Raw genomic sequence first — 24,337 nt, forward strand, 5'->3', positions numbered from 1 at the left:
CTCCGCGCCGGATCCGCGAGGGATGTCGAACCCGTCGTCGGATGCTCAGCGACCACCCCAGGGAAGGGACTCGGCCGTCGCGAACGCCGCCGGCCGTGCCGCCGGCCCGACCGCCGGCCCGCCGAGCGCGTGCGCCTCGGCCATGAGCTCGTGCAGCGCGGCCTGGACGGCGAGCGGTGCCGGGATGTCGCGGAGCACCACGGCGACCTCGTGTCCGGTCTCGAGCCGCACGTCGCCGGAGCCCGCAAGGCGCTGCAGCCACGACCGCGTGACCTGGACGTCGTAGCCGGTGCGGTGCCAGAGCTCGCGTCGGACCCGCACGAACAACCCGCGCCGCACGACGACCCGGCGCGTGGTGATGGTCGTCCGCGAGCTCAGCCACCCGAGGTACGGCAGCAGGCTGCCGAGCACCACGACGAGCGCGCCGCCGACGATCGCCGCGAGGCGGGGCCATCCGTCGTCGAGCCACGGCACCGCGTAGGCCGTCACCCCCGCGACGGCGATGAGCAGCAGCGCGGGGAGCACGAGGATGCGCCCGTGGCGTCGCACCCGCGCCACGACGAGCTCCGCGCCGTCGGGCGCGGGGACCTCGGCCGTCTGCCCCATAGGCCCATTAATACCTCAGGTGCGTGACGTCGCCCGCGGCGACAGCCTGCTCGTCGCCGTTCTCGTCGTCGCGGACCACGAGCCGACCGTCGGGGTCGATGCGCTCGGCGAGGCCGACGAGTTGACCCCCGCCGGGCAGTTCGACCCGCACGTGCTGTCCGAGGGTGCCGCACAGCGCGCTCACGCGCTCGGCGACGCCGCTCGAGATCGGGTCGCCGCCGGAGCCGGTGAACGCAGCGGTGAGCCCGAGCAGCCGCTCGAGGTAGTCGGCGAGCACGGCGTCGGCGTCGGGTCGGACGCCAGTGGCCAACTGGAGCGACGTCGACGTCAGCGTGGGGAGATCGTGCTCGTCGAGCGTGAGGTTGAGCCCCGCACCGATGACCACGGCGTCGTCGGCGATCAGCTCCGACAGGATGCCGCACACCTTGAACCCCGACACCAGGACGTCGTTCGGCCACTTCAGCCAGGCCTCGACGCCGCCGGTGCCGTCCTCCTCGCCGCCACGGTCGACGGATGCCGCCGCCAGCGCGCCGCGGACGGTCTCGGTCATCGCCGCACCCGCGATGAGGGGGAGCCAGCCGAGCGCATCGGGCGCGAGCGGCGCCCCGCCGAGCTCGCCGGGGCGGATGAGGACGGAGATCGCGAGGGTCTTCCCCGTCGGCGCGAGCCAGGTCCGCCCGAGCCGCCCGCGACCGCGCGTCTGGTCGTCGGTCACGACGGTCGAACCGTGGCGCCATCCCGCGGCATCCGGACCGGTGACCCCCTCGCGGACGACGTCGTTCGTCGACCCGACGGAATCGAGCCACTCGAACCTCGGCACCGCCCGGCGCGATCGCTCCCAGTCCATCCGACCTCTCCCCTCGTCGAGGATCAGGGTAGTGTCCGGCGTGTCCGCGGCGGTGGCGATCACCACCATCCGCCGACGGCTTTTTGTGGGAATCCGTCAACGAACCGGCCCGGATGGGCGCCGGTAGAGTGAACGGCGTGACCGAATCGACGAACGACGGCCCCGACCTCTCCACCACCGCGGGCAAGCTCGCCGACCTCAAGCAGCGCTACCACGAAGCCGTGACGGCCTCGGGCGAGGCGGCCATCGAGAAGCAGCACGCCAAGGGCAAGATGACCGCGCGCGAGCGCATCGACGAGCTCCTCGACCCGGGCTCGTTCGTCGAGCTCGACGAGTTCGTGCGGCACCGCACCCACGCGTTCGGCATGGAGGCCAAGCGCCCCTACGGCGACGCCGTCGTCACCGGCCTCGGCACGATCCACGGTCGACCGGTCGCCGTGTACTCGCAGGACTTCACGATCTTCGGCGGCTCGCTCGGCGAGGTGGCCGGCGAGAAGATCATCAAGGTCATGGAGCACGCGCTGAAGACCGGCGTGCCGATCATCGGCATCCTCGACTCCGGCGGCGCGCGCATCCAGGAGGGCGTCGTCGCACTCGGCAAGTACGGCGAGATCTTCCGCCGCAACACGGCGGCCTCCGGCGTCATCCCGCAGATCTCGATCGTGTGCGGGCCGGCCGCGGGCGGTGCGGTGTACTCGCCCGCCCTCACCGACTTCGTCATCATGGTCGACAAGACCAGCCAGATGTTCGTCACCGGCCCCGACGTGATCAAGACGGTCACCGGTGAAGACGTCGGCATGGAGGAGCTCGGCGGCGCGCTCACGCACAACACGATCTCGGGGGTCGCGCACTACCTCGCGAGCGACGAGTCCGATGCGCTCGACTACGCGCGCACCCTCGTGTCGTTCCTGCCGGACAACAACATGTCCGAGGCGCCGGTCTACGAGTCCGAGGTCGAGCTCGAGATCACCGACGACGACCGCAAGCTGAACGCGATCATCCCCGATTCGCCGAACCAGCCCTACGACATGCACTCGATCATCGAGGGCATCGTCGACCACGGCGACTTCCTCGAGGTCCAGCCGCTGTTCGCCCCGAACATCGTCGTCGGCTTCGCCCGTGTCGAGGGCCGATCGGTCGGCATCATCGCGAACCAGCCGAGCCAGATGGCCGGCACGCTGAACATCGCCGCGGGCGAGAAGGCGTCGCGCTTCGTGCGGTTCTGCGACGCGTTCTCGATCCCGATCCTGACCCTCGTGGACGTGCCCGGCTACCTTCCCGGCACCGACCAGGAGTGGACCGGTGTCATCCGGCGCGGCGCGAAGCTGCTCTACGCGTACGCGGAGGCGACCGTGCCGCTCGTCACGGTCATCACGCGCAAGGCCTACGGCGGCGCGTACATCGTCATGGGCTCCAAGCAACTCGGTGCCGACATCAACCTGGCCTGGCCGACCGCCGAGATCGCGGTCATGGGCGGCCAGGGCGCGGTGAACATCCTCTACCGCGGCGAGATCAAGCGCGCCGAGGAGGCCGGCGAGGACGTCGCGGCCGTGCGCACCAAGCTCGCGAACGAGTACACCTACAACGTGGCCTCCCCCTTCCTCGCCGCGGAGCGCGGCGAGCTGGACGGCGTGATCGAGCCCGCGGCGACACGCGTCTCGGTCACGAAGGCGCTGCGCGCGCTCCGCACCAAGCGGGCGAGCCTGCCGCCGAAGAAGCACGGCAACATCCCGCTCTAGGAGGCACGATGACCAGCGCATCCCCCGAGGGCGACGGTGAGGCCCTCGACCTCAGGTTCCTCACGCGCGACGTGACGGCCGAGCAGGCCGCCGCCGTGACCGCGGTGCTCGCCGCAACCGTCCGCGAGGCGCACGGCGACCACGAGCCGACCCCGCGCAGCGACTGGTCGCACCCGCGCAACGCCCTGCGCCCGCGCATCGAGGTCGGTCCGGGCCGCTGGACCTCGTCGGCACGCTGAGCGGCGCCCACGCCCGATCGGGGTCGACGTCCCCCACATTCCGCTCCGGATGGCTTCGGAGGCCGCTGCTCGCGCCCCTCGTGTCCCCCATGTCCCCCGAAATGCTGACTTCGCACGGCGCGCCGGATCCGTACGATGGGTCGTACGCACTCCATCGGAGTCGTATCCGTCACCGGCTGGGTAACCGGTGACGCTCTGGGGGCGAGTCAGGGCGATATTCGGGTTGTCGCCGTGACTCGGGCTTGCTGGGGGGTCGGTAGGGGCCGACCCCCCGCTTCCATGTCCGGAGGCACTCACCCGCCCGCGGCGGCGAGCCGCTCGCATCGTCGGTCGGGGTTCAGCCTCCGCGCGGGATCTCCAGCCAGAGCTCGACTTCCGCGTCCTCGGACTCGACCGTCTCACCGTTCCCACCGCTCAACCCGACGACCGTGACGGCGACCGGCGACCCCTCGGCGGCCGTGCGGGCGATGATCCGCTCCGCCCGCGTCGTCTCGACCACGTCGGCCAGTTCCGACAGGATCCGGTCTCGCTCGGCCTCGTCGAGCTCGTCGATCCCGCCCTCGTCGAGGAGCGTCACCGTGGCCCCCCGATCGCGCGCGTGCCGCACCGCCGCGCGAACGGCGTCGGTCAGCAGCATCCGCCCTCGGATCTCGTCGCGGATCGCCGCCTCGAGTGTTCGGCACTCCGCGCGTTCGGCATCGCTCAGCGCGTGGCTCGCGTCGGCGATGCGGCGCAGCATGGGTGCGGCGAGCCGCTGCGTCTGCGCGAGTCGCATGCGACCCTCGAAGAGGTGGGCGTCCTGTGCGGCCTGCCAGGCGGCCGCCTCGCGTTCGGCCTGCGCGTACCGCCTGGTCGCACGCGCGGCGCTCGCGAGCGCGGCCGAGAGCATGTGGGCGATGGCGACCCAGACGAGGCTGCCGATGACGCCGAGCTGGCCGAGCGCGAGCGGGCCGGCCCACAGCACGGTCTGCACGGCGAGCACGATGACCCCCGCCCACGCCACGACCAGCTGGCGTCGAGCGGCCGCGATGGTCATCAGGGTCCCGACCGCCGCGACGTACCAGGTCGCGTAGCCGTTGTCGCGCGACGGATCGAGCTGGCTCGTGACGAGCACCGGGAGCACGATCCCGACGGCCAGGTCGAGTGCGGCGAGCCAGTCCGGCATGCGCGCCCGTCGCGCAGGCCACAGGCTGAGGACCGTCGCGACCGCGTAGAGGACGAGCGCGACGATGATCGGCCACGGCGAGGCCGCCACATCGGTGGACAGGGAGGAGGCGCCGAGCACCACGTGGTAGCCCGAGAACATCGCCGCGAGCGCCATCAGCAGCCAGCGGGGCACCGAGATCATGCGGCGCTCACCTCCACACCCGCGGGCCAGGCGAGCGTGACGGTCGTCCCCTCTCCCGGCACGGAGTCGACCCTCGCCGAGCCGCCCTCGTTCACCATGCGCTCCTCGATCGAGACCCGGAGCCCGAGACGGCTCGGCGGCACGGCGGCGGGGTCGAAGCCCGAACCGTTGTCGATGACGCGGATGACGCATCCGCCCGCCCCGACCCCGCGGACCTCGAGCTCCCGACGGACCCGCCCGATCGGGCCGTCCGCGTGCTGCACGCTGTTCACCATCGCCTGCATCGCGGCCGACGACAGCGCGTCGATCGCCTCGACCGGCAGCTCGACGCCATCGGTGCCATCGACGCGGACGATGAACGGCGCGGAGAAGCCGGCGACGCCGGCTCGCAGGCGGCGAGTGAGCACGGTGAGGGCGACGCGGTCGTCGACACCCGGGACCTCCACGGCGGCCTCGTCGAGCCGGCGCACGGCATCCCCGGCCATACGTGCAGCGAGGGCTCGCTCGGCCGGCGAGCGGGCGGCCGCGGCGGAGAGCAGCGTGGTCAGCACGCTGTCGTGCACGAGGGCGTCGACCTTCACGCGCTCGATCTCCGTCGCGTGCCGTCGCGCCACCGCGTCGTAGCGTTCCAGCGCGGCCTCCTGCGCGGCGTCCACCGCGATCGCGGCCTGCCGGAGCATCGTGATGATCACGAGCACGACGATGCCCAGGATCACGGCGTACATGGTGTCGAGCACCGCCAGCAGTGGACCGGCACCGCCGCCGGACGGGCTCAGTCGCACGACGCCGTAGATCGCCGGAACCGCGCTCGTGTACGCGGCGGCCGGCGCGACCGGGAGCGCGAGCACCGCCGCCGTCGTCGCGACGGTGCACAGGTAGTAGAGCCACGGAGTCTGCCCGGCCATGCCGGCGGTGTCGACCATCAGGAACGGCCACGCCAGGAGCGCGATGACGTAGATCGTCGCGAACGCGAGCGCGGCCGCGCGCACCGCGACGCGGGTGAACGTCGCCGCCGCGAGCGCGGCGATCGCGCCGTAGACGACCGCCATCATCGCCACGCCCGCGCCGTCCGCCATGAGCGGCGCCTGGTCGATCGCCGTCGGCACCGTCTGCGCGCCGAACACGAGCCCGAACGCGCCCAACGCGCGACCGGCGACCGTCTCGACCTGGGCACGGCTCACCGCCGCGCGGCGCGGGACGAGCCGACTCGTCCGCCAGTCAGCGGCGGGCATCCCCGGCCTCGGCATCGAGCCCCGGGAGGATGCCGTCCTCGACCGCGCGCCTCAACAGGTCGACCTTCGTCGGCGCGGGGCGGCCGACCTCGACGTACTTCGCGCGGATGCGGTCGAGGTACTCGCGGGCCGTCGAATGCGCGATGCCGAGCTGCTGCGCCACGAGCTTCAGCGGGAGTCCCGACGCGTACAGGTGGAGCACGTCGCGCTCCCGGCGCCCGAGCTGGGCCTTCGCGAAGTCGCGATCGGCCTCGATGGCGCTCGCCCACTCCACGTTGTTCAGCGCATCGCCGCGTGCGACCGTGGCGATCGCCGAGATCACCGAGGCCGTCGGCGATGACTTCGGGATCACGCCGGCCGCGCCCGCCGCGAGCGCCTCGCGCACCGCGGCGACCCGGTCGGCGATGCTGTGCACGAGCACCTGGCTTCCCGTCGCGAGCACCGCTCGCACGTTGTCGGTCACGTTCGATCCGTCGCCCAGCGAGAGGTCGAGCAGCACGACGCGTGGCGGCTCCACGGCGGGGTCGTCAAACGCGGCGAGCAGCGTCGGAACGTCGGCGGTATCGGCGACGACCTCGTAGCCCGCGTCCCGACACGCGGCGCGGAGCCCGAGCCGCACGGCCTCGTGGTCGTCGACGATCGCCACCGTCGTCGTGGCCGTCGCCTCCGCCGCGTCGGTCTCCGTCGTCACGCGCACTCCCCCGTCACGCCGTCCTCCTGTCGTGGCGGCCTCTCGCGCAGCTCGACCACGCGCTACCCGCCGTCCTCACACGATAGCGGCGAAGCGGGCGACAGCCTCGACGTGATGGGTGTTCGGGAAGAGGTCGAAGGCGTCGAGGGTCTCGAGCTCGTACCCGTGCGTCCGGAAGGTCGCCACGTCGCGCGCCAGCGCGACGGGGTCGCACGCGACGTAGACGACCTGCGCCGGTCGCAGCTCGGCGAGCCGGTCGACCACCGCACGCCCAGCGCCCGCGCGCGGAGGGTCGAGCACCACGGTGGCGCCGCGGAGTCCCCGTGTCGCGGCATCGGGCGCCGCGGCGATCCGGTCGAGGTAGCGGTCCACGCGTTCGGAGACCGCGCGTGCGCCGATCCAGTCTGCGAGGTTCGAGCCCGCGTGCTCGGTGGCGCGCGCGTCGGCCTCGACGGTCGTGATGCGCGTCGACGGGCCGAATCGATCGCCGACCGCGGCGGCGAGCAGGCCGACACCGCCGTAGAGGTCTTGGTTCTCGGCGTCCGGGTCGAAGCGATCCGCGTCGATCGCCGCCTGAACGGCGAGGGTGAGCGTCCACGCGGCGCCCCGGTGCACCTGCCAGAAGCCGCCGCGGTCGAGGGTGAACTTCCGGTCGCCGACACGTTCGACGACCGTGGGTGGATGCGTCGGGCGGCGGTCGTGCGGAGCGTGCACCACGAGTTCGGCTCGACCGACCGATGGGGCGAGGAGGTCGATGGAGGACGCATCGGCGCCCGCTCCCGCGCGCGGGGCTCCTCCGCTCAACGGAGCGATCTCCTCGAGCTCAGCGACCGCGAGCGGCAGCGACGCGACGGGAACGACGCGGTGGCTGCGCGCCGCGTAGGGACCGACCGCACCGTCGGGGTCGACGTGCAGACGCACGCGCGTGCGCCATCCCGTTCCCGCCTCGACGTCGACGCCGGGCGCCAGCGCGGGATCGACCGCCCGCACCTCGACGTCCCGTTCGACGCCTCCCATGCGAGCGAGGGCGTCCCGGAGCACCTCGGCCTTCAGCTCGCGCTGACGCGGCATGGCGATGTGGCCGAACTCCGCACCCCCGGCCCGATCCTCGGGGGCCCGGTCGACCGACGCTTCGGCCCAGACGTGCGCGCGGCGGTCGGGCGAGGCGTCGAGCACCTCGAGCGTCTCGGCGCGCCAGAATCGGTCGCGCGCGGCATCCGTCACCTGCGCGCGAACGCGTTCGCCCGGTATCGCATCGGCGACGAAGACGACTCGGCCGTCGTGGCGGGCCACCGCCACGCCGCCGTGGGCGATGCGCTCGACCTCCAGTTCGAGCACCGGGCCGGGCTCGGCCGGGCGCTGCGGCGCAGCACGCCGCCGGACCTCGGGCGCCGGGCGGCGCGACGGACGACGACGGGAGCTGGCCATCGTCCGAGCATCCCACATCGACCCGAATGCGGGCCGGGAGCGGCACCGGCAGGATGGACGCATGCGCCTCTACCTCGCGTCGACCTCCCCCGCCCGCCGCCAGCTGCTCCGCCAGGCGGGGATCGAACCGGTCCTCGTGGCGCCGGGCGTCGACGAGGAGGCCGCGGTCGCCGCTCACGAGGCCGCGCACGGCCCGCTCGCGCCCGACCAGCTCGTTCAGCTGCTCGCGCAGCGGAAGGCCGAGGCGATCATCGGACGCGACGTCGACGGCGCGCCGATCGACGGGCTGATCCTCGGCGGCGACTCGGCCTTCCTCGTCGACGGCGTGCTGCACGGCAAGCCGCACCGCCCCGAGGTCGCCCGGGACCGTTGGGCCGGGCAGAACGGACGCTCGGGCGTGCTCTGGTCGGGCCACTGGGTCATCGACCACCGCGGCGGCTCGGCGCGCGCCGCCGTCGGCCGTGCCGCCTCCGCCGTCGTCGAGTTCGCCCAACTCGACGACGACGAGATCGACGCCTACATCGCGACCGGCGAACCGCTGGCCGTCGCCGGCGCGTTCACGGTCGACAGCCTCGGCGGGCCGTTCATCCGCTCCGTGTCCGGCGACCCGTCGACCGTCGTCGGACTCTCGTTGTCGACGATGCGCGACCTCGTGCGCGAACTCGGCGTGGCATGGATCGACCTCTGGGACCTCGGCGGGTGAGTCGCCTGCACCCGGCCCGGTCGGGCCCGGCGTCGACCGCGCCATCCGTTCGTTGTCGGTCACCGAAACACCTGCAGGGCTTTTTTGTGGGCACCGCCCAAAGGCGGCTGGGAATCCGCCAATAGGCTTGGTCATCATGCGTCGCATCTCCAAGGTCCTCATCGCCAACCGCGGCGAGATCGCCGTCCGCGTCATCCGCGCCGCCCGCGACTCCGGGCTCGCCTCCGTCGCCGTCTACGCCGACCAGGACCGCGACGCGCGTCACGTCAGGCTCGCCGACGAGGCGTACGCCCTCGACGGATCGACGAGCGCCGAGACCTACCTCGTGATCGACAAGCTGCTCTCGGTCGCCCGCCGCTCGGGCGCCGACGCCGTGCACCCCGGCTACGGCTTCCTCGCCGAGAACTCCGACTTCGCCCGCGCCGTCATCGACGCCGGGCTGATCTGGATCGGCCCGTCGCCCGAGGCCATCGAGCGACTCGGCGACAAGGTCTCGGCCCGGCACGTCGCCGAGAAGGTCGGCGCGCCGCTCGCGCCCGGCACCCTGAACCCCGTCGCCGACGCCGCGGAGGTCCTCGAGTTCGTCGACGAGCACGGGCTGCCCGTCGCGATCAAGGCCGCGTTCGGCGGCGGCGGCCGCGGGCTCAAGGTCGCGCGCACGCGTGACGAGGTGCCCGAGCTGTTCGAGTCGGCCACCCGCGAGGCCGTGGCCGCGTTCGGCCGCGGCGAGTGCTTCGTCGAGAAGTACCTCGACAAGCCGCGTCACGTCGAGACCCAGTGCCTCGCGGACGAGCACGGCAACGTCGTCGTGGTCTCGACGCGCGACTGCTCGCTGCAGCGGCGCCACCAGAAGCTCGTGGAGGAGGCGCCGGCGCCGTTCCTGACGGAGGAGCAGAACCGCCTGCTGTACGAATCGTCGAAGGCGATCCTCAAGGAGGTCGGCTACTTCGGCGCGGGGACCTGCGAGTTCCTCATCGGCCAGGACGGCACCGTCTCGTTCCTCGAGGTGAACACCCGACTCCAGGTCGAGCACCCCGTGTCCGAGGAGGTCACCGGCCTCGACCTCGTGCGCGAGCAGTTCCGGCTCGCCGAGGGCGGGGTCCTCGACTACCCCGACCCCGTGACGACGGGTCACTCGTTCGAGTTCCGCATCAACGGCGAGGACCCGGGCCGCAACTTCCTGCCCGCGCCCGGTCCGATCCACCAGCTGCGCTTCCCGGGCGGCCCCGGCGTGCGCGTCGACTCCGGCGTCACGAGCGGCGACGAGATCTCGGGCGCGTTCGACTCGCTGCTGGCCAAGCTCATCGTCACCGGCGCGACCCGGAAGGACGCGCTCGAGCGCGCGCGGCGCGCCCTCGACGAGTTCGACGTGGCCGGCCTGCCCACGGTGCTCCCCTTCCACCGCGACATCGTCCGCAACGCCGCCTTCGCGCCGGACGGCGACGAGCCGTTCTCCGTGTACACGCGTTGGATCGAGACCGAGTACGACAACCGCCTCGAGCCGTGGACCGGTGAGCTCGCCGAGACCAAGGGCCCCGGTGCCCGCACGGCGCTCGTGGTCGAGGTCGACGGACGACGCATCGAGGTCTCCCTCCCGAAGCGCCTCGCGGGCGCACCGTCGACGAACGGCACGCGCGGCCCGGCACCGCGCCGCCGCGCCGCGCACCACTCCGTCGACACGTCGACGGGCGACGCGGTGACCGCCCCGATGCAGGCGACGGTCGTCAAGGTCGCCGTCGCCGAGGGCGACAAGGTCGTCAAGGGCGACCTGGTGCTGGTGCTCGAGGCGATGAAGATGGAGCAGCCCATCGTCGCCCACAAGGACGGCGTCGTCGGCCTGGTGAACGCCGAGCCCGGCTCCACGGTCTCGAGCGGCCACCTGCTCCTCTCCATCGCCGACGCCTGACCGGGTGGTGCTGCTTTTCTCAGGAGTTTTTCGGCGTGTCGCGGCTTTCTGCGGCGTGTCTTCCTGAGAAGCGCGTGGTTGCGGGTCGGGTTCCTGAGAACGGTGCAGGCCGATGCCCGCCGGGCGCTGCCGAGCCGGTCCGGCCCTGCTGAGTACACGGGCGAGCGGATGCCGCGGGGTCGGCAGATCAGTCCAGCGCGGCGAGCGCCTGGACCACGCGCAGCGCCGCCGCCTTCGGGTCGGCGAGGACGTCGCTCGCCGCGAGCCGCAGGGTCGGAATGCCTCGGCGCAGCAGCTCCTCGTCGCGACGCCGGTCGCGGACGAACGCCTCACGGTCTCCGTGGTGGGCGAATCCGTCGGTCTCGACGGCGAGCCGGCCAGCCACGAGGAAGTCGACGAATCCGACCCCGTCGAAGGGCACCTGCTGGATGAACGGGACGCCGAGCTCCCGCAGTTCGGTCGCGAGCAGCGTCTCGATTCCCGACCCGTCGCGACCGCTGAGCCCGAGCGGCCGGATCCGCTCCGGTGCCGCGTCGTCGAGGAAGCGCTGGGCGGCGCCGATCTCCAGGAATCCGAGCGTCACCGCGGATTCGAACGCGGCGGCGACCTCGGATCGCGGTCGGCAGCGCGCGACGTCGGCGAGCGCCCGCTCGACCGGAACGCGCCAGACATCCTCGGCGTCACGTGCGCCGAACGCGATGTCGCTCCAGTGGAGGCGAACCTCGGTCAGGTGACGGTCCGGAGTGAGCGGCTCCTCGCTCGGGACGAGCACCCGGTTGGTGCGGAGCCGGGCCGCGTTCGCCGGGAGCGCGACGTGCACCGTCGGCGTCCGCTCGGTCCAGATCCCGTAGCTGGCGGCCGCACTCACGCAGCCGAGCCGACCGCCGACTCGAACCGCGCTCACGGCTGCTGCGGATGCCTCGGGCCCGGCGTAGTGCGCACGTCGGACCCGCGCGAGCTCGCCTGCCCGCACGGCTCGCAAGAGGTCGACGCCGCGCACGCCGGCGGCGAGGATCAGGTCGCGTGTGGCGATGCCGCCGTGCGAGGCGACGACGTGGGCGGGCGATGCGGTCACGCGGTCGAGTGTCGCGCCGTCCTCCCCGGTCGAGCGGCGACAGGCGACGACGCCGTCACCCGAGCACGGTCGGTGAGCCTGTGGAGGACGGCTGGCGTCGAGGCGGCGCACCGCGACATCCGCTCGCCGACCGCAGGATGCAGATCAGCGCGCGGCGCTCCGGACCCGCCGACCGGCTCGGCACCCTCGCACACACCCCCGCGCCGCCGATCCCGTTCTCAGGAACGCGGCGCGCGCCATCCTCGCTTCTCAGGAAGACACGCCGCCGAAAACGCCGACACGCCGAAAAACTCCTGAGAAAAGCAAGAGCAGCGGGGGTCAGCGGACGACGTGCATGGCGCGCGCGGCGTCGGTGAGCGAGCCGGTGAGCGAGGGGTAGACCGGGAACGCCTCGGCGAACTGGTCGACCGTGAGCCGATGCTCGACGGCGAGCGCGAGCGGGAAGATCAGCTCGGACGCCTTGGGCGCCACGATGACGCCGCCGATGATCGCGCCCGACCCGGCCGAGGCGAACAGCTTCACGAAGCCGTCGCGGATGCCCATCATCTTCGCTCGCGGGTTCGACGCCAGCGGGAGCTTGTACACGGTTCCCGGCACGACGCCCTCGTCGATCTCCTTCTCGGTCCAGCCGACGGTGGCGATCTCGGGCTGGGTGAAGATGTTCGAGGTGATGTTGCGGTTCTCGGGTGGGTTCACGATGTCGCCCATCGCGTGGAACACGGCCGTCCGGCCCTGCATCGAGGCGACCGAGGCGAGCGGCAGGAACGTCGTGCAGTCGCCCGCCGCGTAGATGTTCGGCATCGACGTGCGCGCGACCCGGTTGACGCGGATGTGCCCCGACTCGGCGAGCTGCACGCCGGCCTCCTCGAGCCCGAGGTCGGCCGTGTTCGGCACCGAGCCGACCGCCATGAGGCAGTGCGAGCCGCGCACCTCGCGACCGTCGGAGAGCGTGGCGAGCACGCCGTCGCCGTCCACCACGACCGAGTCGGCTCGGGACTTCGAGAGCACCTTCATGCCGTTGCGCTTGAACACCTTCTCGATGACGGCGGCCGCGTCCGCGTCCTCGCCGGGCAGCACGTGCTCACGGCTCGAGATCAGCGTCACCTTCGCGCCGAGCGCACGATACGCCGACGCGAACTCGGCCCCGGTCACCCCGGAGCCGACGACGATGAGGTGCTCGGGCACCTGCTTCAGCGCGTAGAGCTCGGTCCACGTCAGGATCCGCTCGCCGTCCGGCACCGCCGACGGGAGCACGCGTGGGGTCGCACCGGTCGAGATGACGAGCGTGTCGGCATCGATGCGATCGAAGTCGGTGCCGCCCTTCGCGGTCGCCACGATGATCGCGTTCGGGCCGTCGAGCCGGCCCTCGCCCTGCACGAGTCGCACCCCGGCGTCGAGCAGGTTCGTGCGCATGTCCTCCGACTGCTGCGCGGCGAGGCCGAGCAGGCGCTTGTTCACGGCCTGCAGGTTGATCGCGACATCCGGCTTGACCGCCTTCTCGGACCCGTCGCGTGCGAAGAACTGCACGCCGAGGTCGGCAGCCTCCTTCACGGCGTTCGAGGCCTCGGCCGTCGCGATGAGCGACTTCGAGGGCACCACGTCGGTGAGCACGGCCGATCCGCCGACGCCCGCGCGCTCGATGAGGGTGACCTCTGCCCCGAGCTGCGCGGCGGCGAGGGCGGCCTCGTACCCGCCGGGACCACCTCCGAGTACGGCGATCCTCTGGGTGCGCTCGAAGGTGGTGTGCATGGCGACCATTCTCGCGCACGCCCGGGCGAGCGCGCGAACGCGGGAGGTCGAGCGGATGCCGCGCGCAGGCGAGCACACCCGCGCGCACCCGTGCCGCGACATCCGCCGCGTGCGTACGATGAGGGGATGCAGCAGCAGAATCCGCTCGACGACCCAGCCGCAGACCCGTTCGCCGTCGCACGCGACGCGGCCGCGCGCATCGCGGAACTCACGGGCGTGGAACGCCATGACGTCGCGCTCACCCTCGGCTCGGGCTGGGGGGCCGCCGCCGACCTCATCGGCGAGACCACGCACACGATCGCCGCGAGCGAGGTCCCCGGGTTCTCGAAGCCGGCGCTCGAGGGCCACGTCGGCACGCTCCGTTCGGTCGCTCTGCCCGACGGCAGGCGAGCGCTCGTGATCGGTGCGCGCACGCACTACTACGAGGGCCACGGCGTGCGCCGGGTCGTCCACTCGGTCCGCACCGCGGCGGCCGCGGGTGCGACGACGATGATCCTGACCAACGGTGCCGGGGGCATCAAGGAGCACTGGTCGCCGGGGAGCCCCGTCCTGATCAGCGACCACATCAACCTCACCGCCGACTCGCCGCTCGAGGGCGCGACGTTCGTCGACCTCACCGACCTGTACTCCGCACGCCTGCGCGACATCGCGAAGGGCATCGACTCATCGCTCGACGAGGGCGTCTACGTGCAGTTCCGCGGCCCGCACTACGAGACGCCGGCCGAGGTGCAGATGGCGAAGGCCATCGGCGGGCACATCGTCGGCATGTCGACCGCGCTCGAGGCGATCGCGGCACGGCAGGCCGGCATGGAGATCCTCGGCATGTCGCTCATCACGAACCTCGCGGCGGGCATCCAGACCACTCCGCTCAGCCACGAGGAGGTCATCGAGGCCGGCCGCGCCGCCGAGTCGAGGATCTCCGACCTGCTCGCGAAGGTCGTCGCGGCCATCTAGCACGGCACCCGACGTCCGCAGAACCGAACACCGGAACATCCCCGCGGCGGACCGCAGCCCGCCGCAACCGAGAGAGAAGGCAACGGATGCCAGAGCTCACCGACGCCGACCGCATCGCCCGCGCCGAGGCGTGGATCGCACAGGATCCCGACCCCGAGACGCGCGAGGAGCTCGCCGCGATCGTCGCGCGCGTCCGCGAGGGGGATGCCGCGGCATCCGCCGACCTGGCGAGCCGATTCGACGCCCGGCTCGCCTTCGGCACCGCGGGCCTTCGCGGTGAGATCGCCGCGGGACCGAACCGGATGAACCGAGTGCTCGTATCGCAGGGCGCGGCGGGCCTCGCCGCCCACCTGCTCGAGCGGGCGACGGATGCCGCGGCCGCGAGCGTCGTCGTCGGCTACGACGGCCGGCGCAACTCCGAGGCGTTCGCGCGCGACGTCGCCGAGGTCATGGCGGGTGCGGGGGTGCGCGCCATCCTGCTTCCCCGACTCCTGCCGACGCCGGTGCTGGCGTTCGCCGTCCGACACCTCGACACGAGCGCGGGCGTGATGATCACGGCGTCGCACAACCCGCCGAACGACAACGGCATGAAGGTCTACCTCGGCGGAGCCGACCACGGCTCGCAGATCGTCGCACCGGCCGACGCCGAGATCGCCGCGCAGATCGACCGGGTCGCCGCGTCGACGACCGTCCACGAGCTCCCGCGCGGGGAGTTCGAGACGGCGGACGAGTCCGTCGTCGACGCGTACGTCGCGGCGACGGCGGCCGTGGCGGCCACCCCGGCCGCGCAGCCCCGCGTCGTCTACACGGCCATGCACGGCGTCGGGTGGGAGACGATGCGCCGCGTCCTCGAGACCGCCGGATTCGATGCGCCCACGCTCGTGACGGAGCAGATCGAGCCCGACGGCCGTTTTCCGACCGTCTCGTTCCCGAACCCCGAGGAGCCGGGGGCGATGGACCTGTCGTTCGCAGCGGCACGCGCCGCGCGCGCCGACCTCGTCGTCGCGAACGACCCCGACGCCGACCGCCTCGCGGTCGCGATCCCCGATCCCGATGCATCCGAGGAGTACCGACGCCTCACGGGCAACGAGGTCGGGCTGCTGCTCGGCTGGCAGGTCGCCGAACGGGTGGCGGCCGAGGTGGAGCGCCGCGATCCGACGGATGCCGCGGGCGCACGCGGCACGCTCGCATGCTCGATCGTCTCCTCCCCCGGTCTCGAGGCGGTGGCACGGGCTCACGGCCTCGACTTCCGCGCGACGCTCACCGGCTTCAAGTGGATCTCCCGGGCGCCGGAGCTGAGGTTCGGCTTCGAGGAGGCGCTCGGGTACCTCGTGAACCCCGAGACGGTCCGCGACAAGGACGGCATCTCCGCCGCGGTCGCCTTCCTCTCCCTCGCTGCCCGGCTCGCAGCAGAGGGCCGCACGATCGCCGATCACCTGGACGAGTTCGCCATGCGCTTCGGGTGCTTCGACTCGACCCAGGTGTCGATCCGCGTGACCGAGCTCGCCCGCATCGCGGAGGTCATGGCGCGGCTGCGCGCCGAACCGCCGGTCGAGGTCGGCGGCATCCGAGTCGAGCGCATCGACGACCTCGCGGACGGTGTCGACGGGTATCCGCCGTCCGACGTGCTCCGGCTCGTGCTCGAGGGCGGTGCGCGCGTGATGGTCCGCCCGAGCGGCACGGAACCGAAGCTCAAGGTCTACATCGATGCGGCGGCAGTCGAGGGGACCCTCGCGGAGCGTCGCGCCGCCGCGTCCGACACCGTGAAGCGGCTCGAGACGGGGATGCGCGCACTCGTCGCCTGACTCGAGACGAGCCGGCGTCGATCAGCCGAGCGACGCGTCGAGCTTGCGCCCGATCTCCTCGACGTCGAAGTAGTTCTCGACCTCGATGATCTCCGCCCAGGTGCGACCGAGCGCCTCGCGGACGCGGTCGGCGAGCTCCGTGGAGGTCAGTACCACCTGGGCGTCGGCCGCCGCCTCGCGAACGCCCGCGAGGTCGCTCGCCGTCACGTCGGCCGCGAGCCCGAGCCGGTCGAGGGCGCGCTCGGCATTGCCCTTCAGGATGGCCGAGGTGCCCACGCCGACGCCGCAGACCGCCACGATCCTCATGAGGGCGCCCCCGCGGCATCCGTCGCCGGACGCCCCTCGCCGGCGACCCGCAGGACCCGTCGCACCTCGTCGGGGGTCGCGGCGTCGGCGATCCGATCGGTGGCGTCGCGCTCGTTGAACACGTTCGCCAGGTCGGCGACGCTGGCGACGTGCTCCTCGGCGCTCGAGACCGCCAGGCCGAGGACGACCCGCACCGGATCGTTGTGCGGATGGCCGAACGCCACCGGCTCGGCGAGCGTCACGACCGACAGGCCGCTCCGGCGCACGTCAGGACCCGGGCGCGCGTGCGCGAGTGCGAGCCCGGGAGCGATCACGATGTACGCGCCGAACTCCTCCAGCACCTCGATCATCCGATCGGAGTACCCCGGCAGCGTGGCGCCCGACCGGGTCAGCGCGTTCCCTGCGGCACGGACGGCGTCTCGCCAGTCGGCGACCTCGGCGCGCAGCAGGATCGCGTCGTCGGGGAGCGGAGGGAGGGTCATCGAAGTCCGTTCGGCGGGTGGTTCTGGTGGTCCGGGGTTCGTCGCGAACCCTCTGGGAGGTCGGGCGGCCCGATCGGTCTCTCGAACGACGAGGGCGGCCCGGCCGACCCGGGATCAGGCTTCGTCGAAGCCGTCCTGGATCTGCTCGACGAGGTCCTCTCGCTCGTCGAGCGGGAGGAACGCCGCCGCTGCGGCGTTGAGCTGGAACACCTCGAAGTCGTCCAGGTCGTAGCCGAACGCGTCGGACAGCAGCGCGAGCTCGCGCGTGAGCGACGTGCCCGACTGCAGCCGGTTGTCGGTGTTGACGGTGACCCGGAATCCGAGCTGGTACAGCAGGTCGAACGGGTGGTCGACCAGCTCGTCGCCCCACGCCGCGATCGCGCCCGTCTGCAGGTTCGAGGACGGGCTCGTCTCGAGCGCGATCTCGCGATCGCGCACCCACTGCGCGATCGGGCCGAGCGAGACGTAGGTGTTCTCGTCGTCCTGACGCTCGATCGTGAGGTCCTCGGCGAGACGCACGCCGTGGCCGAGTCGGAGGGCCCGGCCGTCGAACAGGGCACTCCGGATCGAGTCGAGCCCGTCGGCCTCGCCGGCATGCACGGTCACGGGCATGTAGCGGGTCGCGAGGAAGTCGAACGCCGTGCGGTGGCGGCTCGGCGGGAACCCGGCCTCGGCGCCCGCGATGTCGAACCCCACGACCCCGCGGTCGCGGTGGCGCACCGCGAGCTCGGCGATCTCGAGTCCGCGGTCGGCGTGCCGCATCGCGGTGATGAGCTGACCGACCCGGATGCGGCCGCCCTGCCGGCGCACATCGTCGAGACCCTCCTCGAGGCCCGCCTGGACGGCCTCGACGGCCTCGTCGAGCGAGAGCCCACGGCTCAGGTGCTGTTCGGGCGCCCAGCGGACCTCGCCGTAGATCACGCCGTCCTCGGCGAGGTCGTTGACGAACTCACGCGCGACGCGCGCGAGACCGTCACGGGTCTGCATGACCGCCGTGGTGACGTCGAACGTCTTGAGGTACTCCACGAGCGAGCCGGAGTCGGACTGATCGGCGAACCATCGGCCGAGATCGTCGGCTTCGGTCGCGGGGAGCTCGAGCCCGATCTCGTCGGCGAGCTCGATGACGGTCTGCGGCCGCAGTCCGCCGTCGAGGTGATCGTGCAGCGAGATCTTCGGCAGCGACCGGATGTCGGTGCCGTCCCCCTCGATCCGGTATTCGGTCGCGTGCGTGTCCACCCCACCACGATAGCGGCGCGGCCCCTCGCCGAGGCAGGGAAATCCCTGCGTACGACGGCGTGCGACGCAACGGACGTGCGCGGCGACCCGGCTAGCGTCCGATGCGCTCCGCGATGAGGGGTCCGCCGTCCTGCACGGCGGAACCGGCGTCACCGATCTCCCACGCGCCCTCGACGGCCTCGAGCGCGCGGGCGAACCGGGCGGGCTCATCGGCGTGGAGGGTGAAGAGCGCCTGGCCGGCGCGCACGACGTCTCCGGGCTTGGCGTGCAGGTCGATGCCCGCCGCGTGCTGCACCGGGTCCTCCTTTCGTGCACGGCCTGCGCCGAGCCGCCACGCGCCGATCCCGAACGGCAGCGCCTCCTGGCGGACGAGCACGCCGTCGCGGTCGGCGGTGACGACGTGCTGCTCCTTCGCGACCGGAAGCGGGGCGTCGGGGTCGCCGCCCTGCGCACGGATCGACGCTCGCCACGTGTCCATCGCCCGGCCGTCGTCGAGCGCGGCCTCGATGTCGGCGTCCGTGACGCCGGCGAGTTCGAGCATCTCGCGGGCGAGGGCGACGGTGAGCTCGCGGATGTCGGCGGGGCCGCCGCCGGCGAGCACCTCGACGGATTCGCGGACCTCGTTCGCATTGCCGATCGTGAGCCCGAGCGGGACGTTCATGTTCGTCAGCAGCGCGGAGGTCGCGACGCCCGCGTCCTCACCGAGTTCGACCATCGTGCGCGCCAGCTCGCGCGAGCGCTCGATGTCCTGGAGGAACGCTCCCGAGCCGAACTTCACGTCGAGGACGAGTGCGCCGGTGCCCTCCGCGATCTTCTTCGACATGATCGAGGACGCGATGAGCGGGATCGCCTCGACGGTCCCGGTGATGTCGCGCAGCGCATAGAGCTTCTTGTCGGCCGGAGCGAGCCCTGCCCCCGCCGCGCAGATCACGCCTCCAACGTCGCGCAGCTGCGCGAACATCTCCTCGTTCGAGAGCTCGGCGCGCCACCCGGGAATCGACTCGAGCTTGTCGAGCGTGCCGCCGGTGTGGCCGAGGCCGCGCCCGGAGAGCTGGGGCACGGCGACGCCGAACGACGCGACGAGCGGCATGAGCGGGAGCGTGATCTTGTCTCCGACCCCGCCGGTCGAGTGCTTGTCGGTCGTGGGCTTTCCGAGCCCGGAGAAGTCCATCCGCTCGCCCGATGCGATCATCGCCATCGTCATGTCGCGGACCTCGCGACGCGTCATCCCGTTCAGGAAGATCGCCATGGTCATCGCCGACATCTGCTCGTCGGCCACGTACCCGCGGGTGTAGGCGTCGACCAGCCAGCCGATCTGGTCGGTGGTGAGCTCGCCGCGATCCCGCTTGGTGCGGATCAGGTCGACGGCGTCGAAGGCTTCGACGGCGTTCATTCGGTCTCCCCCCGGTACTCGGCGAGTTGGCGCGGACCGAACGCATCGGGCAGCACCTCGTCGATGGTCTTCAGGCCCGACACGGTCTCGAGGACCATCCCCTCCGCCGAGTGCTCGTAGAGCAACTGCCGGCAGCGGCCGCACGGCATGAGCACGTTGCCGTGCCCGTCGACGCACGTGAACGCGACGAGCCTGCCGCCGCCGGACATCACCAGCGCCGACACGAGCGAGCACTCGGCGCAGAGGGTGACGCCGTACGAGGCGTTCTCCACGTTGCATCCACTCACCACGCGACCGTCGTCGGCGATGGCCGCCGCGCCCACGGGGAACTGCGAATACGGGGCATAGGCCTTCGCCATCGCCTCACGGGCGATCTCGCGAAGGTGGTCCCAGTCGATCGACTGCTGGTCGGTCATCGGGCCTCCTCGATCAGGACTTGATGTAGGGCTTGCCGGCTGCGGCGGGCCCGCGGACCTTGCCGACGAACCCGGCGACGGCGAGGATCGTGACGACGTACGGCAGCATGAGCATGAACTCGCTCGGGACCGGGGCGCCGATCACGGAGAGCGTGTTCTGCAGGTTGGATGCGAAGCCGAACAGCAGGGCTGCGAGGGTGGCCTTGATCGGGTCCCACTGTCCGAAGATGACGGCGGCGAGGGCGATGAAGCCGGCTCCGGCGGTCATCTCCTTGTTGAACGCGCCGACGGCGCCGAGGGTGAAGAACGCGCCGCCCAGGCCCGCGATCGCGCCGGCGAGGGAGACGTTCCAGAACCGGGTGCGCGCGACGTTGATGCCGACGGTGTCGGCCGCCGTCGGGTGCTCGCCCACCGAGCGGAGCCGCAGGCCCCAGCGGGTGTGGAAGAGCCCGATGTACACGGCGGCGACGATGACGTACATCACGTAGATGATCAGCGTCTGGCGGAAGAACATCGGCCCGATCAGGGGGATCTCGGAGAGGATCGGGATCGGCAGGCGCGGCAGGCGCGGCGGCGAGTTCAGCAGGGCCGCGTTCGGGGCGAGGACCTGGGAGAACAGGAAGCTGGTCAGGCCGATCACGAGCACGTTGAGCACGACGCCGACGATGACCTGGTCGACGAAGTACTTGATCGCGAACGCGGCGAGCACGAAGGCGACGAGCACACCCGAGATCGCGGCGGCGGCCAGGCCGACGATCGGACCGAGCCACTGCTGGCCGATGATCGAGGCGACGACGGCGGAGGTGAACGCACCGGCGAGCAGCTGGCCCTCGATGGCGATGTTGATCACGCCGACCCGCTCGCTGATGACGCCGCACAGGGCGCCGAAGATCAGCGGGACGGACAGGCTGAGCGCGCCGGCGAGCAGGCCGGGCAGCGGGATCACCGGGGTGCGGGCGCCCGCGGCGGCCCAGGTCAGGAACGCGACCAGGCCGATCACGGCGAAGATCACGACCAGCCAGAGCGGGACCCGGCGCTTGGCGCGCACCATCGCCGCGGAGACGACCGTGATCGCCGTCAGCAGGACGATGCACGTCCAGGTGGTGACCGGGCCGCTGAGGGTGATCTCGGGGATCTGGATGAGGTCGTTGCCCGACGAGAGCCGGAAGGTCGCGTCGCCGGAGTGCCGTGTCGCGAGGAACAGCACGGCGAGCAGCGCGGTGATCACCGCGAAGGAGATGGGCGCCTTCCAGCTGACGACGACGGTCGTGTCGAGCGTCTCGGTCGGGGCCGCGGCGGCGTGGTGCTGGCTGGGAGCGGTCACTTCGCCGCCACCTCCTCCTTGCGGGTCGTGCGGGTTCGCTTCTTGGGCTTCGAGCCCGGTTGCGGGAGCCGGAAGATCGCGCGCACGAGCGGCGGCGCCGCGATGAACAGGACGATCAGGGACTGGACGACGAGGACGATGTCGATCGGCACGCCCTCGGCGGCCTGCATCGCGAACCCGCCGGCCTTGAACGCGCCGAACAGGACGCCGGCCGCGAGGATGCCCCACGGGTTGGACCCGCCGAGCAGGGCGACCGTGATCGCGTCGAAGCCGATGCCGGCGTCGATGCCGGACGAGAAGCCGGTCGTCACGGTGCCGAGCACCTGGTCGACGCCGGCCAGGCCGACGAGCGCGCCGGAGATCAGCATCGCGTAGACGTACATCGAGTTGACGTTGATGCCGGCCACCCGGGCGGCCTTCGGGTTCAGGCCCACGGCGCGGAAGCGGAAGCCGAGGCTCGACCGGTCGAGGATCCACCACACCAGCACGACGCAGCCGAGCGACAGCAGGAAACCGAGGTGCAGGTTGAACCCGGACCCGAGGAGGTCGGGGAAGATCGCGGTGTCCTTCATCGGCGGCGTCTTCGGGTTGTTCGTGCCCGGCGCCTGCAGCAGGCCCTGGGTGCGCAGCATCCACGAGACCAGGTAGAGCGCGACGTAGTTCAGCATGATCGTCACGATCACCTCGTGGGCGCCGGTGCGGGCCTTCAGCAGGCCCGCGATTCCGGCCCACAGGGCGCCGGCGACGATGCCCGCGATCACGGCGATGATCATGTGCAGCGGGAACGGCAGGTCGAACGAGAACGCCACCCACCCGGCGGCGGATGCCGCGAGCAGCATCTGGCCGCGACCACCGATGTTGAACATGCCGACCTTGAAGGCGAGGCCGACACCCAGGCCGGCCGCGATCAGCGGGGTCGCGAAGTTCAGCGTCTCCGTCAGTGGTCGGATCCCGGACGCGAAGTCGGGTCGGCGGAAGTTGTAGACCGCGCCCTGGAAGAGCGCCGAGTACGCGCCCGCGACCGAGTCCCAGATCGCGGCGAACGTGTCGCCCGGGCGGGCGAAGAAGTACCCGGATGCCGCCTGCACGCGCTCGTCGGTGAACGCGATCATGACGGCGCCCACGACGAGGGCAAGCAGGACGGCCAGCACCGAGATGATCGCGTTGCCGGTGGCGATCTGGCGCAGCGCCTGCTGCCAGCGCGAGCCCTCGGGCTCCGGCTCCGGCTCGATGACCGGTTCGTCGGGCTGGACCTCGTCGTTCGTCTCGAGCGCGACGTCGGGGTCGTTGCGGTCGCTCATGCGGCGGCTCCTTCGGGGGTCGGGGCGTCACCGGACGCTCCGGGGCTCTCACCGGCCATCATCAGGCCGAGGACCTCGCGGGGGGTGTCGCCGGGAACGATGCCCACGACCTTGCCCCGGTACATCACCATGATCCGGTCGGCGAGGGCGGTGACCTCGTCGAGCTCGGTCGAGACCACCACGACGGGCACGCCCGCGTCACGGGTCTCGATGATGCGCTTGTGGATGAACTCGATCGACCCCACGTCGACGCCGCGCGTCGGCTGGGCCGCTACGAGCAACCGCAGGTCGCGGCTGAGCTCGCGGGCGAGCACGACCTTCTGCTGGTTGCCGCCCGAGAGCCTGCCCGCCTTGGTGTCGATGCCCGGGGTCCGGACGTCGAACTCGGCGACCTTCTCCGCGGCGAACTCCGCCAGGAACCCGCGCTGCACGTTGCCTGCTCGGACGAACGGCATGCCGCCGGATCGATCCAGCATGAGATTCTCCGCGACCGAGAACTCGCCGACCAGGCCGTCCTCGGTGCGGTCCTCGGGCACGAAGCCGACGCCCGCTTCGAGGATCCGCCGCACCGAGTGCCGCGTGATCTCCTCGCCGTCGAGCCGGACACTGCCCTCGACCCGCGGCTGCAGGCCCATCAGCGCCTCGGTCAGCTCGGTCTGCCCGTTGCCCTGCACGCCCGCCACGGCGAGCACCTCGCCCCGGCGCACCGCGAAGCTCACGTCGTTGACCACGAGCTGGCCGATCGGGTCGACGACCTTGAGGTGATCGACCTGCAGGGCCTCCTCGCCGAGCGTCGGCTCCTCCTTCCGGACGGTCAGCTCGACCGCGCGGCCGACCATCAGCGAGGCCAGTTCGGCGTTCGACGCCGACGGGTCGGCCTCGCCGACGACCTTGCCCAGCCGCACCACCGTGATCCGGTCGGCGACCTCGCGGACCTCGCGGAGCTTGTGCGTGATGAACACGATCGACGCACCCGACTCCTTCAGCTGGCGCATGATCGACATCAGCTCGTCGGTCTCCTGCGGCGTGAGGACCGCGGTCGGCTCGTCGAACACCAGCACCCGCGCATCGCGCGAGAGCGCCTTGATGATCTCCACGCGCTGCTGCACGCCCACCGGCAGGTCGTCGACCAGCGCGTCGGGATCGACGTCGAACCCGAACCGGTCGCTGATCTCCCGAACCCGCTGCCGCGCCGCGGCGATGTCGAGCAGCCCGGCCGTCCTGGTCTGCTCGTGGCCGAGCATGACGTTCTCGGCGACCGTGAACACCGGGATCAGCATGAAGTGCTGGTGCACCATGCCGATGCCCGCGCGCATCGCGTCGCCCGGCCCCGAGAAGTGCTGTACCTGGTCGTCGAGGAGGATCTCGCCCTCATCCGCCTGGTACAGGCCGTACAGGACGTTCATCAGCGTCGACTTGCCGGCCCCGTTCTCTCCGAGGAGGCAGTGGATCTCCCCCGCCTCGACAGTGAGGTCGATGTGGTCGTTCGCCACCAGGGAACCGAACTTCTTCGTGATTCCTCGGAGTTCGAGTTTCATGCCACCGATCCTAATGATC

The 24,337-nt window shown here is 71.8% G+C and carries 22 protein-coding genes; 6 read left to right on the top strand and 16 right to left on the bottom strand.

Annotation, left to right across the window (positions count from 1 at the left end; genetic code table 11):
* Window positions 1-45: 45 nt before the first annotated feature.
* On the bottom strand, window positions 46-606 hold the full coding sequence (locus ACIQH8_RS01840) for a PH domain-containing protein (protein WP_400994051.1): 561 nt from the start codon (window positions 604-606) through the stop codon (window positions 46-48).
* A gap of 7 nt (window positions 607-613) precedes the next feature.
* Window positions 614-1,453 carry a biotin--[acetyl-CoA-carboxylase] ligase gene (locus tag ACIQH8_RS01845; protein ID WP_400994053.1) on the bottom strand — a complete coding sequence of 280 codons (840 nt, stop codon included), beginning with the start codon at window positions 1,451-1,453 and terminating at the stop codon, window positions 614-616.
* Window positions 1,454-1,566: 113 nt separating this feature from the next.
* On the opposite strand from ACIQH8_RS01845, the gene ACIQH8_RS01850 reads away from it, so the two are divergent.
* Complete coding sequence (locus ACIQH8_RS01850; RefSeq protein WP_155051965.1) at window positions 1,567-3,192, top strand: acyl-CoA carboxylase subunit beta; 1,626 nt, start codon at window positions 1,567-1,569, stop codon at window positions 3,190-3,192.
* 8 nt (window positions 3,193-3,200) lie between these two features.
* Window positions 3,201-3,431: an acyl-CoA carboxylase epsilon subunit gene (locus ACIQH8_RS01855; RefSeq protein WP_400994055.1), complete on the top strand. Its 231-nt coding sequence runs from the start codon at window positions 3,201-3,203 to the stop codon at window positions 3,429-3,431.
* A 337-nt stretch (window positions 3,432-3,768) separates the two neighbouring features.
* Here the strand turns inward: ACIQH8_RS01855 and ACIQH8_RS01860 are convergent, their stop codons facing one another.
* The 4 genes from ACIQH8_RS01860 to ACIQH8_RS01875 all read right to left on the bottom strand — a co-directional run bounded on the left by ACIQH8_RS01860 (window position 3,769) and on the right by ACIQH8_RS01875 (window position 8,130).
* Complete coding sequence (locus tag ACIQH8_RS01860) at window positions 3,769-4,779, bottom strand: hypothetical protein (RefSeq protein WP_400994057.1); 1,011 nt, start codon at window positions 4,777-4,779, stop codon at window positions 3,769-3,771.
* Window positions 4,776-6,011, bottom strand: a complete 1,236-nt coding sequence (locus ACIQH8_RS01865) for a sensor histidine kinase (protein ID WP_400994059.1) — start codon at window positions 6,009-6,011, stop codon at window positions 4,776-4,778. Before ACIQH8_RS01865 ends, ACIQH8_RS01860 begins: the two co-directional genes overlap by 4 nt.
* Window positions 5,998-6,702, bottom strand: coding sequence for a response regulator (locus ACIQH8_RS01870; protein ID WP_400994061.1), 705 nt, complete (start codon window positions 6,700-6,702; stop codon window positions 5,998-6,000). Before ACIQH8_RS01870 ends, ACIQH8_RS01865 begins: the two co-directional genes overlap by 14 nt.
* A 75-nt stretch (window positions 6,703-6,777) precedes the next feature.
* Window positions 6,778-8,130, bottom strand: coding sequence for a class I SAM-dependent RNA methyltransferase (locus ACIQH8_RS01875; protein WP_400994064.1), 1,353 nt, complete (start codon window positions 8,128-8,130; stop codon window positions 6,778-6,780).
* Between the two features lie 61 nt (window positions 8,131-8,191).
* On the opposite strand from ACIQH8_RS01875, the gene ACIQH8_RS01880 reads away from it, so the two are divergent.
* Window positions 8,192-8,833 (top strand): Maf family protein, encoded by a 642-nt coding sequence (locus tag ACIQH8_RS01880; RefSeq protein WP_400994066.1) that lies wholly within the window; start codon window positions 8,192-8,194, stop codon window positions 8,831-8,833.
* Window positions 8,834-8,969: 136 nt separating this feature from the next.
* Complete coding sequence (locus tag ACIQH8_RS01885) at window positions 8,970-10,739, top strand: acetyl/propionyl/methylcrotonyl-CoA carboxylase subunit alpha (protein WP_400994069.1); 1,770 nt, start codon at window positions 8,970-8,972, stop codon at window positions 10,737-10,739.
* Between the two features lie 187 nt (window positions 10,740-10,926).
* Here ACIQH8_RS01885 and ACIQH8_RS01890 read toward each other — a convergent pair whose 3' ends face one another.
* Both ACIQH8_RS01890 and ACIQH8_RS01895 read right to left on the bottom strand, forming a co-directional pair.
* The gene (locus ACIQH8_RS01890) at window positions 10,927-11,814 is read right to left on the bottom strand and encodes a DUF559 domain-containing protein (RefSeq protein WP_400994071.1); all 888 of its coding nucleotides are present in this window, start codon (window positions 11,812-11,814) and stop codon (window positions 10,927-10,929) included.
* A gap of 318 nt (window positions 11,815-12,132) precedes the next feature.
* Entirely contained in the window at window positions 12,133-13,563 is a 1,431-nt protein-coding gene (locus ACIQH8_RS01895; protein ID WP_400994073.1) for an NAD(P)H-quinone dehydrogenase, read from the bottom strand.
* Between the two features lie 126 nt (window positions 13,564-13,689).
* On the opposite strand from ACIQH8_RS01895, the gene ACIQH8_RS01900 reads away from it, so the two are divergent.
* The gene (locus ACIQH8_RS01900; RefSeq protein WP_400994075.1) at window positions 13,690-14,517 is read left to right on the top strand and encodes a purine-nucleoside phosphorylase; all 828 of its coding nucleotides are present in this window, start codon (window positions 13,690-13,692) and stop codon (window positions 14,515-14,517) included.
* Between the two features lie 86 nt (window positions 14,518-14,603).
* Window positions 14,604-16,322 (top strand): phospho-sugar mutase, encoded by a 1,719-nt coding sequence (locus ACIQH8_RS01905; protein ID WP_400994077.1) that lies wholly within the window; start codon window positions 14,604-14,606, stop codon window positions 16,320-16,322.
* A 21-nt stretch (window positions 16,323-16,343) separates the two neighbouring features.
* Here the strand turns inward: ACIQH8_RS01905 and ACIQH8_RS01910 are convergent, their stop codons facing one another.
* From ACIQH8_RS01910 to ACIQH8_RS01945, 8 genes are all read right to left on the bottom strand, one after another.
* Window positions 16,344-16,628 carry a PTS sugar transporter subunit IIB gene (locus ACIQH8_RS01910; protein WP_400994079.1) on the bottom strand — a complete coding sequence of 95 codons (285 nt, stop codon included), beginning with the start codon at window positions 16,626-16,628 and terminating at the stop codon, window positions 16,344-16,346.
* Window positions 16,625-17,110: a PTS sugar transporter subunit IIA gene (locus ACIQH8_RS01915; RefSeq protein WP_400994081.1), complete on the bottom strand. Its 486-nt coding sequence runs from the start codon at window positions 17,108-17,110 to the stop codon at window positions 16,625-16,627. Before ACIQH8_RS01915 ends, ACIQH8_RS01910 begins: the two co-directional genes overlap by 4 nt.
* Window positions 17,111-17,224: 114 nt before the next feature.
* Window positions 17,225-18,346 carry an adenosine deaminase gene (locus tag ACIQH8_RS01920; protein ID WP_400994084.1) on the bottom strand — a complete coding sequence of 374 codons (1,122 nt, stop codon included), beginning with the start codon at window positions 18,344-18,346 and terminating at the stop codon, window positions 17,225-17,227.
* A gap of 91 nt (window positions 18,347-18,437) precedes the next feature.
* Window positions 18,438-19,739 carry a thymidine phosphorylase gene (locus tag ACIQH8_RS01925; protein WP_400994087.1) on the bottom strand — a complete coding sequence of 434 codons (1,302 nt, stop codon included), beginning with the start codon at window positions 19,737-19,739 and terminating at the stop codon, window positions 18,438-18,440.
* Window positions 19,736-20,155 (bottom strand): cytidine deaminase, encoded by a 420-nt coding sequence (locus ACIQH8_RS01930; RefSeq protein WP_400994090.1) that lies wholly within the window; start codon window positions 20,153-20,155, stop codon window positions 19,736-19,738. The genes ACIQH8_RS01925 and ACIQH8_RS01930 overlap by 4 nt, the downstream gene beginning before the upstream one ends.
* A 13-nt stretch (window positions 20,156-20,168) precedes the next feature.
* Window positions 20,169-21,479, bottom strand: coding sequence for an ABC transporter permease (locus ACIQH8_RS01935; protein ID WP_400994093.1), 1,311 nt, complete (start codon window positions 21,477-21,479; stop codon window positions 20,169-20,171).
* Entirely contained in the window at window positions 21,476-22,780 is a 1,305-nt protein-coding gene (locus ACIQH8_RS01940; protein ID WP_400994096.1) for an ABC transporter permease, read from the bottom strand. Before ACIQH8_RS01940 ends, ACIQH8_RS01935 begins: the two co-directional genes overlap by 4 nt.
* Entirely contained in the window at window positions 22,777-24,318 is a 1,542-nt protein-coding gene (locus tag ACIQH8_RS01945; protein WP_400994099.1) for an ABC transporter ATP-binding protein, read from the bottom strand. The genes ACIQH8_RS01940 and ACIQH8_RS01945 overlap by 4 nt, the downstream gene beginning before the upstream one ends.
* Window positions 24,319-24,337: the final 19 nt, after the last annotated feature.

This window comes from Agromyces sp. GXQ0307 (assembly GCF_044769845.1).
In the GTDB taxonomy this organism is placed as follows: Bacteria; Actinomycetota; Actinomycetes; order Actinomycetales; family Microbacteriaceae; genus Agromyces.